Origin of the sequence: Variovorax sp. 3319 (assembly GCF_031456585.1) — a bacterium.
Taxonomy (GTDB): Bacteria; Pseudomonadota; Gammaproteobacteria; order Burkholderiales; family Burkholderiaceae_C; genus Variovorax; species Variovorax paradoxus_P.
Genome location: NZ_JAVDUZ010000001.1, coordinates 568,502 through 582,386, shown reverse-complemented (window position 1 = coordinate 582,386; position 13,885 = coordinate 568,502). Strand labels below are relative to the sequence as shown.

Sequence of the window (13,885 nt, the reverse complement as noted above, 5' to 3'; positions counted from 1 at the left end):
TCGTCAAGCGGTTCAAGGTGCGAGCTTCCATTGGCCGTTGTCGAGCTTGACGATCACGCGGGCGCGTTCGTCCACGCCGTAGAGGCTGCCTGGCTTGAAGCTGTACACGCCGTGCGTGCCCACCACCTCCTTGGTGCTGAAAATGGCGTCGCGCAATGCCACGCGAAACTCCGCCGTGCCCGGCTCGGCCTTCTTCATGGCGCGCGAGGCGGCGTCGGCAAACACCAGCCAACCGTCGAAGGAATAAGCCGAGAAGGCATCGCTGGTCGGTGCGTTGTTGACCTTCTGGAACACGGCGCGGAAATCGGTCGCGATCTTCTTGGTCGGATAGTCGGCCGGCAACTGCTCGGCGACGATCACGGGGCCGGTGGGCATCAGCGCGTTCTGGCCGGAAGCGCCGACCACTCGCACGAAGTCGGGGTTGATGAGGCCGTGCTGGCCGTATACGCCGCCCTTGTAGCCGCGCTCCTGCAGCGCAAGAAACGGCAATGCGCCCGGCGTGCCGGCGCCGCCGGTCATCACTGCATCGGGCCGCAGCGCGACGATCTTCAGCACCTGCCCGGTCACCGAAGCATCGGCGCGCGCATAGCGCTCGTTGCTCACCACCTTGATGCCGGCTTCGGGCGCGGCCTTCATGAGTGCGTTGTAGACCAGGTCGCCCCAGGCGTCGGTAAAGCCGATGTAGCCCACAGTCTTGACGTTGTTGCGCTTCATGCGCTCGACCACCGCATCGATCATCAGCTGCGTGGGTTGCGCAACCGTCACGACCCACGGGTTCTCGTTAGGGTCGAGCAGGATGGGCGTGAGGCCGATCATCGGCGTCTTCGCGTCGCGGCCGACTTGCGCCATCGCAATGGCGGCCGGCACGCCCGACGTGCCCATGAGCACATCGACCTTCTCCTCCTCGACGAGCTTGCGCGCGTTGCGCCCGGCCGTGGTGGGGTCGGAGCCGTCGTCCAGCACGATGAGCTGCACCTTGCGGCCGTTGATCTCGGGCTTGTAGGCCAGGGCCGCCTGCATGCCCTTCGCATACGGCACGCCCAACGAGGAGTTGGGGCCTGAAAGCGACACGCTCAGGCCGACCTTGAGGTCGGCGGCAAGCGCGCTCGCAACGCCGCAGGCGGTCAGCGCCGCGGCGATGGCACCGCGCGTCAAGGTCAGCATCAGGCTCTTCATGTCGTAGCTCCAGTGAGAAAGAATGGAAGGAACGGAAAACTCAGATGAACAACTGAACGGCCGGCAGAGCGCGCGCCGCGTTGAGCAAGTCGATGCGCTTCTCGCGGATGCGCCAGCCCAGGGGCGTTCGCGCCAGGTGGTGGCGCGCCGTGCCGGTCAGCAAGATCTGGGATTCACCGCGCGCCTCGACATAGAGAAACGGCGTGCGCAGGCGCACCTCGTCGTCCGTCTCGCTTTCGATGCGTGAGGGCTGAAGCACATGCTGGCTATGGCTCGCGGGGTGCTGGGAATGCGCGCGCGGGTTTTTCAGGCGGTCCACGCGCAGCTGCAGCAGCAGGCGGTCTTCGTAGGCCAACGAGTTGTGCGAGAACGGGTCGGCCTGCGCTGCGCCGAGCAATGGCACCCAATAGTGGCCGTCATCGGCAAAGAGTGCCAGCCAGTCGCCGAAGCGCCGCTCGTCGAGCAACGCGGCCTCATGCGCAACGAAATCGCGCGGGTCGCCGGTCATGCCGTTACCTCTGAAGCCATCGCCTTCGCCCAGGCACGAAACTGGTTGCGCATGAGCAGCTCGTTGGTGCCATTGGTGGTGACGGTGGCCTGCGCAAGTTCGGCTTCATCGAAGTTGCGATGCAGGCTCACCCACTCGTTGCCGCCGGCGCGCAGGGCCTGCTGGATGCTCTCGAACAGGTGAACGTCGTCGTGTGCGACCACCGACATCGGCGAGAACACGAGACGGTTGTAGCTCATCGCCCGTTCGAAGAGCAGCGCCGGCGCGCCCGCTGCGCGGAAGCTCCAGGCCTCGATCAGCGTGCGGTCGGCAGCCAGCGGCCTGATCACGCGAATGGCCTGCGGCGAGCCCTTTACCGACAGGCTCGGATACAAAACCGAGTTCTGCGGCGAGCGCTGCAAGATGTCGGCTGCGCGCTCCGCACCGTGCGCGGCCTGCATGGCGGCTTCGTATTCGGGCAACTGCGCATAGTTGGAGTGAATGCTGAAGTTGACGCCCAGAACGCTGTGGCCATTGGCGAACACGCGCCCGCCCATCTTGTCGAAAAACTCGTAGCCGGAGCCGAACGGCAATATCTGCTCCATCGCCATCGGCTTCGGGTCGGTGGGCGCATGCCCCTCCCACAGCGCCTCGGCCGCCTTGGTGGCCGATTCGTGCGTGGACATCGGGTGCACCGTGTCGTTGATGTTCTCGAGGTACATCTTCCAGTTGCAATGGACGATGTTGCGCAACACGCCGCCGCCTACCGTGAGCTTGCCCTCGGGCGAACGGTCGACCATGTTGTCGATGGCGCCGAGCACCTCGCCAAAATAATCTTCAAACGAAGGGCCGGCATCGGAAAGTCGCACGAACACGAAGTCGCGGTACACCTTCACGTGTTTCACCACCGACAGCCCCTGCCCCGATTCGCACGCCTTCAGCTGGGTGCCCTCGTAGCCGTTCTTCAACGGCAGGCCGAGCGGCGCGCCATCGAGTTTGTAGGTCCACGCGTGATAGGGGCAGCGGAAGAACCGGCCGGTATTGCCGCTCTCGTCTGTGACCAGCTGCGTGCCCTTGTGGGCGCAGCGGTTGTACATGACGTGCACGGCGCCATCGGGCTGCCGCACCATCAGCAAAGGCCGGCCCGCCACCTCTTGCGTGACGAAATCGCCCGCCTCCGGCACCTGGCTCGCATGGCCGAGGAAGACCCAGGTGTTCGCGAACAGGCGCTCCTGCTCGAGCGCAAAGATCTCGTCGCTCAGGTACAGGTCGCGGTGCACGCGATCGTCCTGCACCAGGGCTGCAATGCGCTCGGGATGATGGCGGTAGCTGGTCATCGGCGGAGGCTCTGCTCGTTGTCAGGGAACCAGCTTCCACTGGCCCTTGTTCATCTGCACGATCACCACGCCGCGCTGGTCGGAACCATAGCGATCGTCGGGCTTGAAGTTGTAGACGCCGTGCGTGCCCACCAACTCCTTCGTGCTGACGATCGCGTCGCGCAGGGCCGTGCGGTATTGCGGCGTGCCCGGCTCGCCCTTGGTACGCGAGGCGGCATCTGCCAGCAGCAGGTAGGCGTCGTATGTGTAGGAGGAGAAGGCATCGGTCGGTACCGCTCCGTTCACCTTCTGGTAGGCGTTCCGAAAGCCCATCGACACTTTCTTGATGGGATTGCTGTCGGGCAGCTGGTCGGCCACCAGCACAGGGCCGCTCGGCACCTGGAGGCCTTCGATGGAGGCGCCGCCCACGCGTACGAAGTCGGCGTTGATGAGCCCGTGCGTCCCGTAGATCTTGCCCTTGTAGCCGCGATCGGCAAGCGCGATGTATGGCAACGCACCTGGTGTGCCCGAGTTGCCCGCAAAGACGGCATCGGGCCGGGCCGCGACGATCTTCAGCACCTGTCCTGCCACCGACGAATCGCTGCGCGCATAGCGCTCGTTGGCCACCACCTTGATACCGGCCTTGTCGGCGCTCTTCACAAGCGAGTCGTAGGCCAGGTCGCCGAGCGCGTCGGAAAAGCCAATGAAGGCCACGGTTTTCACACCGGACTTCTGCATGCGCTCGACCACCCCGGCCACCATGAGCGGGAACGGCTGCGACACAGTGACGGTCCACGCGCCCTCGGGACCGGCAATGGTCACGGGCGTGGGCGAGATGAGCGGTGTATTGAGTTCGCGCGCCACGGAGGCAATGGCCATTGCGCCCGGTACGCCGGACGTGCCGATGAGCACGTCGACCTTGTCTTCAGTCACGAGCTTGCGTGCGTTGCGCCCGGCTGTCGTGGGGTCGGATGCATCGTCGAGCACGATGAGCTGGACCTTGCGGCCGCCGATTTCCGGATGCTCCGCAATGGCTGCGCGTATGCCCTTTTCGTACGGCACGCCCAGCGCCGCGACAGGGCCTGAAAGCGAGCTGATGAAGCCGATCTTCAGGTCGGCTGCCATGGCTTGTGCGGCGGCCATTGCGATGCTGGCGAGGCCGAGGACTCGAACTAGGTTCTGTTTCATCTTGGTTGCTCCGGCTTGCGTTGCTTCGTGGGAAAAACAAGGCCTCATCTCAGGGCACCAGCTTCCACTGGCCCTTCTCGAGCTTCACGACGACACGTGAACGCTCATCGGAGCCGTAGCGGTCATTCGGCTTGAAGTTGTAGACCGAGTGCGTGCCGACCAATTCCTTGGTGCTCACGATGGCATCGCGCAGCGCTTCGCGGAACTGCGGCGTGCCGGGCTCGGCCTTGGTAGCGAGTGCGCGTTGGGCGGCGTCCAAGTACAGCAGCCATGCATCGAAGGTGTAGGCCGAGAAGGCATCGGTCGGCGGTGCGCCGTTGGCCTTCTGGTAGGCCGCGCGGAAGTCCATCGACACCTTGCGGATCGGGTTCTCGCTCGGCAACTGCTCAGCCACGATCACCGGCCCGGTCGGAGCCAGCAGGCCTTCCACCGAGGCACCTCCCACGCGCACGAAGTCGGGGTTGATCAGCGCGTGCATGCCGTAGATCTGGCCTTTGTAGCCGCGCTCCGCAAGCGCCAGGTAGGGCAGCGCACCGGGCGTGCCCGAGGTGCCGGTAATCACCGCATCGGGGCGCAACGCCACGATCTTCAGCACTTGCCCGGTGACCGACGAATCGCCCCGCGCATAGCGCTCGTTGGACACGATCTTGATGCCTGCCGGCTCGGCGCTTTTTTGCAGCGCACCGTAAACCAGGTCGCCCCACGCGTCCGAGAAGCCGATGTAGCCGACCGTCTTCACGCCCGACTTCTTCATGCGCTCGACCACCGCACTCACCATCAGCGGCGCAGGCTGCGGCAGTGTGACCATCCATGCACCCTCTTCGCCCGGCAGGTTGGCGTTGGCGATGGAGATCAGCGGCGTCTTCGTTTCGCGCGCCACGCCGGCAATGGCCAGTGCTCCCGGAGAGCCCGCCGTGCCAATGATGACGTCGACCTTGTCCTCGTCGATCATCTTGCGGGCATTTCGCGCAGCGGTGGTCGGGTCTGACGCATCGTCGAGTTGCACCAGCTGGATCTTGCGGCCGCCAAGGTCGGCCTTGTAGGCGAGCGCGGCCTTCATGCCCTTTTCATAGGGAATGCCGAGCGACGACACCGGCCCGGACAGCGACGTGATGAAGCCGACCTTGAGGTCTGCGGCCCAGGCGCTGGCGGCGCTGAGTGCGCCGAGGCCCGCGGCAATTGCCGCGAGGGTGCGAATTCGGTTCAGGACTTTCATGGCGGTGCTCCAGGGTGTTATGGGTAATGAACTAGACGAACGCTGAGAACTAGAGGGCGAGACTGCCGACGCTGGTGCCGCCGCACACGTACAAGACCTGCCCGGTGACAAAGCTGTTTTCGGGCGCGGCAAAGAAACGCACGGCGCGTGCCACGTCGGCCGATTCGCCCAGGCGCTTGACCGGCACCGAGGCCGCGAGCGCGCGCTCCTTCTCGCTGCCGGCTTCAACGACGTCGTAGAACATGTCGGTGCGAATCGGTCCGGGTGCGACAACGTTCACCGTGATGCCGTCGGCCGCAAGCTCGAGCGCCCAGGTGCGCGCCATGCCCAGCATGCCGGCCTTGGTCGCGGAATAGCTGGTGCGGGTGGCAAGACCCAGCGCCGCGCGAGACGACAACAGCACCACGCGGCCGAAGCGCTGTGCACGCATTGCGGGCAATGCACCTTGCACGAGCTGGATCGCACAGCCCAGGTGCAGATCGACGAGAGCATCGAGGTCGTCCAGCTTCACCTCGGGCAGCAGCGCGGCGCGGATCACGCCGGCGTTGTGCACGATGGTGGTCGGCGCAAAGCGCTCGACCAGTTCGCGCACCGCCTCACCCGTCGCCGCGCGATCGCTCAAGTCGACCTCGATGCTGTGCAGCTTCGGGTGATCGATCTCGGCCCTGCGGCGCGCGAGCGACACCACCTCGTAACCCTGCGCGAGCAGGTCTTCGCAGATCGCCTTGCCGATGCCGGCGCTGCCACCGGTAACCGCTGCGACCTTCGGCGTCATGCCTGCGCTCCCACCAGTGCGAGCACACGCAGCGGGCTGCCGCTGCCCTTTTCGATCTTGAGCGGCGGGCAGATCAGCACTGCGCCGGCGGGTGGCAGCAGGTCGAGGTTGCTCAGGCACTGCAGGCCGTAGCGACCCGCGCCGTGCATGTAGTAGTGGCACGGATACGGCGGGCGCAGGTGATAGCCCTGGCCGGCATCGGTGCCGATGGCTTCGGAGCCGAAGCCCAGCACGTCGCGCTGCTCGACCAGGAAGCGCACGGCCTCGGTGCTCGGGCCCGGCGTGTGCTGGCCGGTTTCGTCGAAGTTCTGATACGCCTCGGGGTCGCTGCGCTTGGACCAGTCGGTTCGCATCAGCACCCACGCGCCCTTGGGAATGCGGCCGTGCGCGGCCTCGTAGCGCTCGATGTCGGCCACGCTCAGCAGGTAGTCGTCGTTCGCCTGCACATCGGCCGAGCAGTCGATCACGCAGGCCGGCGCCACGAAGTGCTGCACGGGAATGGTGTCGACCGAGTTGTTCGGCAGGTCGCGGCCCGAGATCCAGTGGATCGGCGCGTCGAAGTGGGTGCCGGTGTGCTCGCCGCACGAAAAATTGTTCCAGTACCAGGCCGGTCCGCGCTCGTCGTACTTCGACACTTCCTCGATGCGGAATGGCCAGCATTGGCCCATCTCAGGCGGCAATGCGATCTGCGGGAACTCGGGCGTGAGCGTCTGCGTGAGGTCGATCACGCGGATGCGGCCGCTGGCCATCGCGGTCACCAGGCCACCAAGAATTTCGGCGGCGGACATCAGTTCGGTGGTTGTCGTCATCGTGTGGCTCCTGTTTTCAGCCGCCTGCGGCCAGTTCGCGCTCCAGTACCTTCGGGTTGTCGCGCCAGCGCTCCAGCCACTCCTGCGCCACATCGCCGGGGTACACGTCTTCGACGCCGTCTCGCAGTGCCTTCACGATGGCGTTGGCCAGCGCGGTGGGTGCGAGCTTGGGTGGCGGTGTGTGCTGGTTCCATTCGTCGTCGATGGGTCCGGGAAACACATTGATCACACGGATGCCGGCGGGGCGCATCTCTGCGCGCAGGCACTGCGCGAGTGAATGCGCCGCCGCCTTCGAGGCGCTGAACGTGCCGTGCGGCGGAAAGTTGCTGAGCGCGTAGATCGACAGCAGGTTGACCCACGCCGTGGCCCCCGTCGCACCATCGGCCGAGCGGCCCTTGAGCGCAGGGCCGAACTCCTGCGCGAGGCGCAGCAGGCCGAAGTAGTTGATGTCCATCTCGGCCTTGGCCACATCGGTGCCGCGGCGCGAGCCAATGCCGAAGGTGCGATGCACCTCGGCGTTGTTGATCACGATGTCGACCTTGCCGCCGATGGAGCCTGCGAGCTCGGTTACCTGCCGGCCGTTGGTCAGGTCTAGCGGCACGAGCGTCACCTGCGGCAGCGCCGAGATGTCGTCCAGGCCGTCACCCATCTTCTTCCACGGTTCCGCGTGGCCGACCCAGACGATGTCGGCGCCGGCCTTCACCAGCGCACGCACGATGGCCTGGCCGGTCTCTGTCTTGCCGTCGGTCACCAGCACCTTGCGGAACTTGGGGTCGCTGGTCATCTCGCGCAGCATCTTGTCGTCGGCCATGTGGGGACTCCCTTCATTCGGAAAACCAATGAGAACGGCTTGGCCCGCACGATCGAGCCGGGCGCCGACACGCACGCGCTGGGGCGCATCGCCAACCTCGCCGTGCAGGTGAACCATGAGCGTCGGACCGGCATCCAGGTGCACCAGGCCCAGCCGCCACGGCAGCCGCTCTCGAAAGAAAAGGTCGTTGCTGTGGTGCAGCGTGGTGCTGCCGAGCAGCTCGCCCTCGCCGCTTTGCGCACGCCATCGCAGCGCAGCCGAAAGACATTTGTGACAAACCTCGCGTGGCGGGTACTGCACGGTGCCGCAGTCTTCGCAGGTCTGAAGCTCGAACCGGCCCTCGGCAGCCGCTGCCGTGAGGCCAAGCGCCACGCGGCCGCGCGCGCCTGGCGGCAGGTTCATCTGCCGGGTGCGCAGCACCGGGTTCTTGCGCGGGGGGCGCATCAGGGGCATGGTCATGCGGGTCTCCCCAGGATGACCGCCCCTGTGCACAGACAGCGGTCGTAGGTCACCATGCCGAAGCCGGCGACAAGGCCGAGCTGCGCATCGGGCACCGCACGCTTGCCCGCTTGACCGGTCAACTGGCGGATCGCCTCGACCATGCCGAGGAAGCCGCCTGCCGCACCGGCCTGCCCGGCTGAAAGCTGTCCGCCGCTCGTGTTGTTCGGAAAGCTGCCGTCGAAAGTCATTGTGTTGGCCTGCACGAAGGCCGGGCCCTCGCCTTTTTCGCAGAAGCCCAGGTCTTCGAACTGCATCATCACGATGACCGGGTAGTCGTCATAGGTCTGTACGAAGTCGAGCTGCGCTGGCTGGACGCCCGCCTGCGCATAAAGATCGTCACGGTCCATGCGCCAGCCGCCCTGCACCATCACCGGGTCTTCGGCGTATGCGTTGTGCCGCTCGATGGCGCCGCGGATCACGGCATGCGGCAAGCCGAGGTCACGCGCGCGTTCCTCGCTCATCACCAAAAACGCGTCGGCGCCGGCACAGGGCATGACGCAGTCGAAGAGGTGAATAGGGTCGGAGATCGGCCGCGCGGCCATGTACTCATCGAGCGTCAACGCCTTCTTGAACATCGCGTTCGGATTGCCGAGCGCGTTGGTGCGCTGGTCCACGCAAATGCGGCCGAAGTCTTCGCGCCTGGCCCCGTAGGTGCGCATGTAGTTGGCGGTGATGAACGCGAAGATCGAGTTCGGCCCGCCCGAACCGTAGGGGTAGCTCGCGTCGCGCGCAAAGTTGCTGAAGCTGCCGAGCGTCTGGCGGAAGGAGTCGACATGGTTGGTGTCGGCGCCCACGCAGGCGACGATGTCGGCATCGCCCGCCTGCACGGCGCGCGCAGCCCGTCGCAGGCACATCACGCCCGAGGCACCGCCGGTGGGCACATGGTCGAGCCAGCGAGGCGACATGCCCAGGTGCTGCGTAACGCCGACGGCCGTGTCGGGCGCAAGCGAAAAGCTGCTGAGGCACAGGCCGTCGATCTGCTCCTTGGCTACACCGCTGGCTTGGACCAGCGCCTCGATAGCCTGGCCGATGAACCAGTGAGCCGTGCGGGTGGAATAGCGCACGTAGGGCACGGTGATGGGCACGGCCACCGCAACGCCTTCGTAGGAGAGCCGTTGCCTGGTCATGCCTGCCCCACTTGTCTTTTCTTCATCGAGCGGGTGTCGATGCAATGGCCCTGCCCCGGCAGCGACTGAGCCATCTCGCGCAGCTGACCGCGCTGGATCTTCTGGGACGGCGTGAGCGGCAGTGCATCGACGAATGCGACGTAACCCGGTGCCTTGAAGTAGGCGAGCTGCGCGAGCGCATGCTGAACGATGCTCGCTGCAATCTCCTCGCGCTGCGATGCGTCGGCGACTTCCTCGCGCATCACGATGCACGCAAGCACCTCGTCGCCTCGCACCGCATCGGGCGTGGCCGCCACGGCCGAGGTTTTTACGGCCGGATGCTGATTGAGCACGCTCTCGACCTCGACCGCCGAAATGTTCTCGCCGCTGCGGCGGATCACGTTTTTCTTGCGATCGACGAAGAAGAAGTTGCCTTGGGCGTCGCGGCGCACAAGGTCGCCCGTGTGAAACCAGCCATCGGCCCAGGCTTCGCGCGTTGCCTCTTCGTCTTTCAAGTAGCCGGAGAAGAAGTAGCGTTTGGGGTCGTCGCCGGCCGAGCGCACGAGCAGTTCTCCCGGCGTGTCGGTGCCGACCTCGCTGCCGTCTTCGCCCACGAGCCGGATCTGCACGAAATCTTCCTGCCGGCCGAAGCAGCTTGTGCCCACGAGGCGCGGCTCGCGGTTGGCCATGATGCAGGCGGCCGCGCCGGTCTCGGTCATGGCCCAGGCCTCTACGAGCGGAAAACCGAACCGCTCCTCGAAGGGTGCGTGGTTCTTGCGATCCACGCCGGCCCCGAAACCCCAGCGGATTGCGTGGTCGCGGTCTGCGGCGGACGGCGGGGCCGAGAGCAGCATTGCGGGCATCACGCCCAGGTAGTGAACGATGGTCGCGCCGCTTTCGCGCGCGCTCGCCAGCCAGGTCTTCGGGTGGAACCGGTCGAGCTGCACCAGGCAGCCGCCCGCCACCAGCACCACCATGGTGGAGAACGCCATTGCGTTCATGTGGTTGAGCGGCAGAGGGGTGATGACGCGCTCGGCATCAGGGCGGATGCTGCACACGCCATCGAGCGCTGCGTACCACTCGCCAGCGCGCAGGAAGTACGCGTTGCTCAGGATGCAGCCCTTGGGGCGCCCGGTGGTGCCCGATGTGTAGAGCAGGCCGCATTCGGTGTCGACACCGACGGGTTCGTGGGCTCGCGGCGCAGCGGTCCTGGCGCTGGGCACCGCGTCGTCGGGGCCCATGGTTTCGAACGGCACGCCGGCTTGTGCGGCGGCGGCTCGCAGATCATTGGCACGCTCAGGCAGCGTGACCGCGAGGCCGATTTCGCTATGGCCGATCAGATAGACCAGTTCGGCAGAACGCATCTCGGCATTGATCGGCACCACGCTTACACCCAGCGCGTTGAGCGCGAACCAGTGGAAGAGAAAGGCCGGCCGGTTCTCCAGCAGCAGGCCGACGCGGTGGCCATGCCCATAGCCGGCCTGCGCATAGGCAGCGCGCAGTCGGTCGACCTCGGTCGCTGCCTCGCCCCAGCGGATGCCGCCGGCTGCGATGCCATAGGCGGCGGCGGTCACCGACTCGGTGAACAGAAACTCGGCCTCCGGCGTGCGCCTGGCAGTGGCCGCAAACACCTGGTGGACACTCGCGAAAACGGTGGAGTCTTGCATCGCGTCCCTAGATGAAGAGCTGCACGGCCGGAAGCGCCGCGTCGCAGTTGAGCAGGTTCACGCGCTTGAGCGTCATGCGCAGCGCGCCGTCTTGCACCGTGAGGTAATGGAAGAAGGTGCCGACGTAGAACTGCAGCTCGTCGCCTTGCGATTCGGTGTAGTGAAACTCTGTGCGCACCACGAAGCGGTTGTCCTCGACGTCGAAGGTCTCGACCACCGGCACCTGCAGCAGGTGGTGGCAGCGGCTCGGCGGCTGCTGCGAAAAGGCACGCGGGCTCTTCAGGCGCTCAATGCGCAGCTCTCGCAGCAGCTTGTCTTCGTACAGATGCGAGGTGTGGTTGAGTCCGTCTTCCTGGTCGGGCACAAGGGGCACCCAGTAGAAGGCGTCGTCGGTGAAGAGCGCGTTCCACTCTTCATAGCGGCGCGTGTCGAGCAGGCGCGCTTCGTTCACGACGAAGTCGATCAGGTCTTGGCGAGTGATATCGGTGCCGGCCATCACATCGTCTCCGTCATGCGCTGCACCCAGCTGCGGTACTGGTTGCGCATCGGCAGTTCGTTGGTGCCGCCGGTGGTGATCTCGCCGCCCTTCAACTCGGACGGGTCATAGTCGCGGTGCAAGCTGACCCATTCATTGCCGCTCGCGTGCAGCCCGGCCTGCATGCCGCGATACGCCTGCAGGTCGTCATGCCCCACCACCGAGAACGGCGAGTTGATGAGCCGGTTGTACATGGTGGTGCGCTGCAGCAGCTCGGGCGGCGCGCCCTTCAGGCGGAAGGTCCAGCTTTCGATCAGCGTCTTGTCGGCCGAGATGGGTTTGACCACGCGAATCGCCTGGATCGCGCCCTTGATGGTGAGGTTCGGGTAATACACGGTGTTGTGCCGTGCCATGCCGAGGATCTGCGCGGTCTTCTCCTCGCCGTAGCGCGCCTTCATGGCATCGTCGTACTCGGGAATTGCCTTGTACTTGCTGTGAATGCTGAAGTGCACGCCGGTGAAGCTGTGGCCGTGGTCGTAGGTGCGAATACCCATGTCCTCGAAGAACTTGTAGTCGGACATGAAGGGCACGAACTGCTCCACCGCCATGGGCTTGGGCTCATCGGCGGGCTTGTCGGCCCACATGCGCTTGGCGGTGCCTGCCGAAGACTCGTGCGCGACCATGGGGTGCATGGTGTCGTTGAGGTTTTCGACGAACATCTTCCAGTTGCACTGGTGCATGAAGCGCAGGCACCCGCCGGCAATCTCGAGCTCGCCTTCGGGCGAGCGGTCGGCCATGTTGTCGATCGAACTCAGCGAATCGCCAAAGTACTCGTCGAAGTCCGGCCCCGCATCGTTGATCTTCACGAAGATGAAACCGCGGTAGCTGCGCACGTGCTTCAGCGTGGTCAGGCCCTTGGCCGACTCGCACTCATGAAGCGCGGTGTTCTCGTAGCCTGTCTTCAGCGGAATGGCCAGCAGCGAACCGTCGGTCTTGAAGGTCCAGGCGTGATACGGGCATCGAAAGAACTTGCCTGTGTTGCCGCAGGGCGCGCTCACCAGGCGCGAACCCTTGTGGGCGCAGCGGTTCATCATTGCGCGCACGCTGCCGTCGGTGTGGCGCACGACGATCAGCGGACGCCCGGCAATCTCGTTGCTGATCCAGTCGCCCGGCTTCGGCAATTGGCTCTCATGGCCCACGTAGTTCCAGGTGTTGGCAAAGAAGTGCTCCTGTTCCAGCTCGAAGAGCTCCTGGCTGGTGTACAGGTCGCGGTGCACGCGGTCGTTCTGCACCAGCGCGCGAATGGCATCAGGGTTGTCTCGGTACGAAGGCATGGTTCTCGTGGCTCCTTCACATGTCGAGCACCAGGCGCGCACCCTTGGCGCGCGAGATGCAGATCTGCATGACATTGCCTTCGGCCTTCTCGCGGGCCGTGAGCACGTAGTCGCGGTGGTCGATCTCGCCTTCGAGCACGGGCACGGCACACACGCCGCATTCGCCGCGCTTGCAGTCGAACATCGGGTCGCAGCCGTTGTCGACGAGGCAGTCGAGAATGCTCTGGTCGGCAGCGACGGTGAAGCGCTGGCCCGACTGGGCGAGCTCCACCTCGAAGGGCTGGTCGCCCTCTTCCGCGACCGGCTCCGTAAAGAGTTCGAAATGCACGCGGTCATGCTCCCAGCCCCGCGCCCGGGTGCGGGCCAGCACGGCGTCGAGCATGACCTTGGGGCCGCAGACGTAGAGGCGGTCTCCGGTGGGCACCTCGTCCAGCAGCGCATCGATGTCGAGCGGCGCGCCGGCTTCTGCATCGGCATGCACGCGCAGGTCGTCGCCGAGCAGCGCCTGCAGCTCGGGCAGGAAGGCCATCAGCTCACGGCTGCGGCCTGCGTAGTGCATGCGCACCGGCGCCCCTTCGGCGCGGCGGCGCGCGGCCATGGTGGCCAGCGGCGTCACGCCGATGCCGCCCGCCACCAGCACCGAGCCGCCAGGGCCGGTATGCAGCGGAAAGTCATTCTTGGGCGCCTCGATGCTGAGGGTGTCGCCCTCTTTCAGCTGCTCGTGCATGAAGCGCGAACCGCCGCGGCCTTCGGCTTCCTTGCGCACGGCAATCACGTATTCGACCGGTGCGTTGGTGGCATTGCGCGCGGTCGCGAAATTGATGAGCGAGTAGTGGCGCCAGTCGGTCTTGCCATCGGGCAGCTTCACTTGCACACGGATGTGCGCGCCGGCCGCGAACCCGGGCAGCGGGCGGCCGTCTTCCGCGCACAGGCGCAGCATGCGGATGAGCGGATTGAGTGCGCGTGCCTCGGCAATGCGAAGCTGGAGCGTGGCGGTGGGTGCGGTCATCGTGTGTCCGTTGTC

Annotated in this window: 13 protein-coding genes; all 13 read right to left on the bottom strand. The window is 65.6% G+C overall.

Annotated features, from left to right (window positions below; all coding sequences use genetic code 11):
• Positions 1–12 precede the first annotated feature (12 nt).
• From J2X67_RS02815 to J2X67_RS02755, 13 genes are read right to left on the bottom strand one after another with little or no spacing between them, the layout of a single operon-like run.
• Positions 13–1,176, bottom strand: coding sequence for an ABC transporter substrate-binding protein (locus J2X67_RS02815; RefSeq protein WP_309950321.1), 1,164 nt, complete (start codon positions 1,174–1,176; stop codon positions 13–15).
• Between the two features lie 40 nt (positions 1,177–1,216).
• Positions 1,217–1,684, bottom strand: coding sequence for an aromatic-ring-hydroxylating dioxygenase subunit beta (locus J2X67_RS02810; protein ID WP_309950318.1), 468 nt, complete (start codon positions 1,682–1,684; stop codon positions 1,217–1,219).
• Positions 1,681–3,000 carry an aromatic ring-hydroxylating dioxygenase subunit alpha gene (locus J2X67_RS02805; protein ID WP_309950316.1) on the bottom strand — a complete coding sequence of 440 codons (1,320 nt, stop codon included), beginning with the start codon at positions 2,998–3,000 and terminating at the stop codon, positions 1,681–1,683. The genes J2X67_RS02810 and J2X67_RS02805 overlap by 4 nt, the downstream gene beginning before the upstream one ends.
• A 21-nt stretch (positions 3,001–3,021) precedes the next feature.
• Complete coding sequence (locus J2X67_RS02800) at positions 3,022–4,167, bottom strand: ABC transporter substrate-binding protein (RefSeq protein ID WP_309950314.1); 1,146 nt, start codon at positions 4,165–4,167, stop codon at positions 3,022–3,024.
• Between the two features lie 49 nt (positions 4,168–4,216).
• Positions 4,217–5,383 (bottom strand): ABC transporter substrate-binding protein, encoded by a 1,167-nt coding sequence (locus J2X67_RS02795; protein ID WP_281149687.1) that lies wholly within the window; start codon positions 5,381–5,383, stop codon positions 4,217–4,219.
• A gap of 49 nt (positions 5,384–5,432) precedes the next feature.
• The gene (locus J2X67_RS02790; protein ID WP_309950311.1) at positions 5,433–6,158 is read right to left on the bottom strand and encodes an SDR family oxidoreductase; all 726 of its coding nucleotides are present in this window, start codon (positions 6,156–6,158) and stop codon (positions 5,433–5,435) included.
• The gene (locus tag J2X67_RS02785) at positions 6,155–6,967 is read right to left on the bottom strand and encodes a cyclase family protein (RefSeq protein WP_309950309.1); all 813 of its coding nucleotides are present in this window, start codon (positions 6,965–6,967) and stop codon (positions 6,155–6,157) included. Before J2X67_RS02785 ends, J2X67_RS02790 begins: the two co-directional genes overlap by 4 nt.
• A gap of 16 nt (positions 6,968–6,983) precedes the next feature.
• Positions 6,984–8,237 carry an SDR family NAD(P)-dependent oxidoreductase gene (locus tag J2X67_RS02780; RefSeq protein ID WP_309950308.1) on the bottom strand — a complete coding sequence of 418 codons (1,254 nt, stop codon included), beginning with the start codon at positions 8,235–8,237 and terminating at the stop codon, positions 6,984–6,986.
• Positions 8,234–9,406: a thiolase family protein gene (locus tag J2X67_RS02775; RefSeq protein ID WP_309950305.1), complete on the bottom strand. Its 1,173-nt coding sequence runs from the start codon at positions 9,404–9,406 to the stop codon at positions 8,234–8,236. The genes J2X67_RS02780 and J2X67_RS02775 overlap by 4 nt, the downstream gene beginning before the upstream one ends.
• Positions 9,403–11,052, bottom strand: a complete 1,650-nt coding sequence (locus J2X67_RS02770; RefSeq protein WP_309950302.1) for an AMP-binding protein — start codon at positions 11,050–11,052, stop codon at positions 9,403–9,405. The genes J2X67_RS02775 and J2X67_RS02770 overlap by 4 nt, the downstream gene beginning before the upstream one ends.
• Positions 11,053–11,059: 7 nt before the next feature.
• On the bottom strand, positions 11,060–11,548 hold the full coding sequence (locus J2X67_RS02765) for an aromatic-ring-hydroxylating dioxygenase subunit beta (protein WP_309950300.1): 489 nt from the start codon (positions 11,546–11,548) through the stop codon (positions 11,060–11,062).
• Positions 11,548–12,861, bottom strand: a complete 1,314-nt coding sequence (locus J2X67_RS02760; protein ID WP_309950298.1) for an aromatic ring-hydroxylating dioxygenase subunit alpha — start codon at positions 12,859–12,861, stop codon at positions 11,548–11,550. Before J2X67_RS02760 ends, J2X67_RS02765 begins: the two co-directional genes overlap by 1 nt.
• A 16-nt stretch (positions 12,862–12,877) precedes the next feature.
• Positions 12,878–13,870: a PDR/VanB family oxidoreductase gene (locus J2X67_RS02755; protein ID WP_309950295.1), complete on the bottom strand. Its 993-nt coding sequence runs from the start codon at positions 13,868–13,870 to the stop codon at positions 12,878–12,880.
• Positions 13,871–13,885 lie beyond the last annotated feature (15 nt).

What these genes read in the sequence shown, in the direction of transcription:
- J2X67_RS02815 (WP_309950321.1), bottom strand. Translation starts at nt 1,176, where the DNA reads ATGAAGAGCCTGATGCTGACCTTGACGCGCGGTGCCATCGCCGCGGCG.
- J2X67_RS02810 (WP_309950318.1), bottom strand. Translation starts at nt 1,684, where the DNA reads ATGACCGGCGACCCGCGCGATTTCGTTGCGCATGAGGCCGCGTTGCTC.
- J2X67_RS02805 (WP_309950316.1), bottom strand. Translation starts at nt 3,000, where the DNA reads ATGACCAGCTACCGCCATCATCCCGAGCGCATTGCAGCCCTGGTGCAG.
- J2X67_RS02800 (WP_309950314.1), bottom strand. Translation starts at nt 4,167, where the DNA reads ATGAAACAGAACCTAGTTCGAGTCCTCGGCCTCGCCAGCATCGCAATG.
- J2X67_RS02795 (WP_281149687.1), bottom strand. Translation starts at nt 5,383, where the DNA reads ATGAAAGTCCTGAACCGAATTCGCACCCTCGCGGCAATTGCCGCGGGC.
- J2X67_RS02790 (WP_309950311.1), bottom strand. Translation starts at nt 6,158, where the DNA reads ATGACGCCGAAGGTCGCAGCGGTTACCGGTGGCAGCGCCGGCATCGGC.
- J2X67_RS02785 (WP_309950309.1), bottom strand. Translation starts at nt 6,967, where the DNA reads ATGACGACAACCACCGAACTGATGTCCGCCGCCGAAATTCTTGGTGGC.
- J2X67_RS02780 (WP_309950308.1), bottom strand. Translation starts at nt 8,237, where the DNA reads ATGACCATGCCCCTGATGCGCCCCCCGCGCAAGAACCCGGTGCTGCGC.
- J2X67_RS02775 (WP_309950305.1), bottom strand. Translation starts at nt 9,406, where the DNA reads ATGACCAGGCAACGGCTCTCCTACGAAGGCGTTGCGGTGGCCGTGCCC.
- J2X67_RS02770 (WP_309950302.1), bottom strand. Translation starts at nt 11,052, where the DNA reads ATGCAAGACTCCACCGTTTTCGCGAGTGTCCACCAGGTGTTTGCGGCC.
- J2X67_RS02765 (WP_309950300.1), bottom strand. Translation starts at nt 11,548, where the DNA reads ATGGCCGGCACCGATATCACTCGCCAAGACCTGATCGACTTCGTCGTG.
- J2X67_RS02760 (WP_309950298.1), bottom strand. Translation starts at nt 12,861, where the DNA reads ATGCCTTCGTACCGAGACAACCCTGATGCCATTCGCGCGCTGGTGCAG.
- J2X67_RS02755 (WP_309950295.1), bottom strand. Translation starts at nt 13,870, where the DNA reads ATGACCGCACCCACCGCCACGCTCCAGCTTCGCATTGCCGAGGCACGC.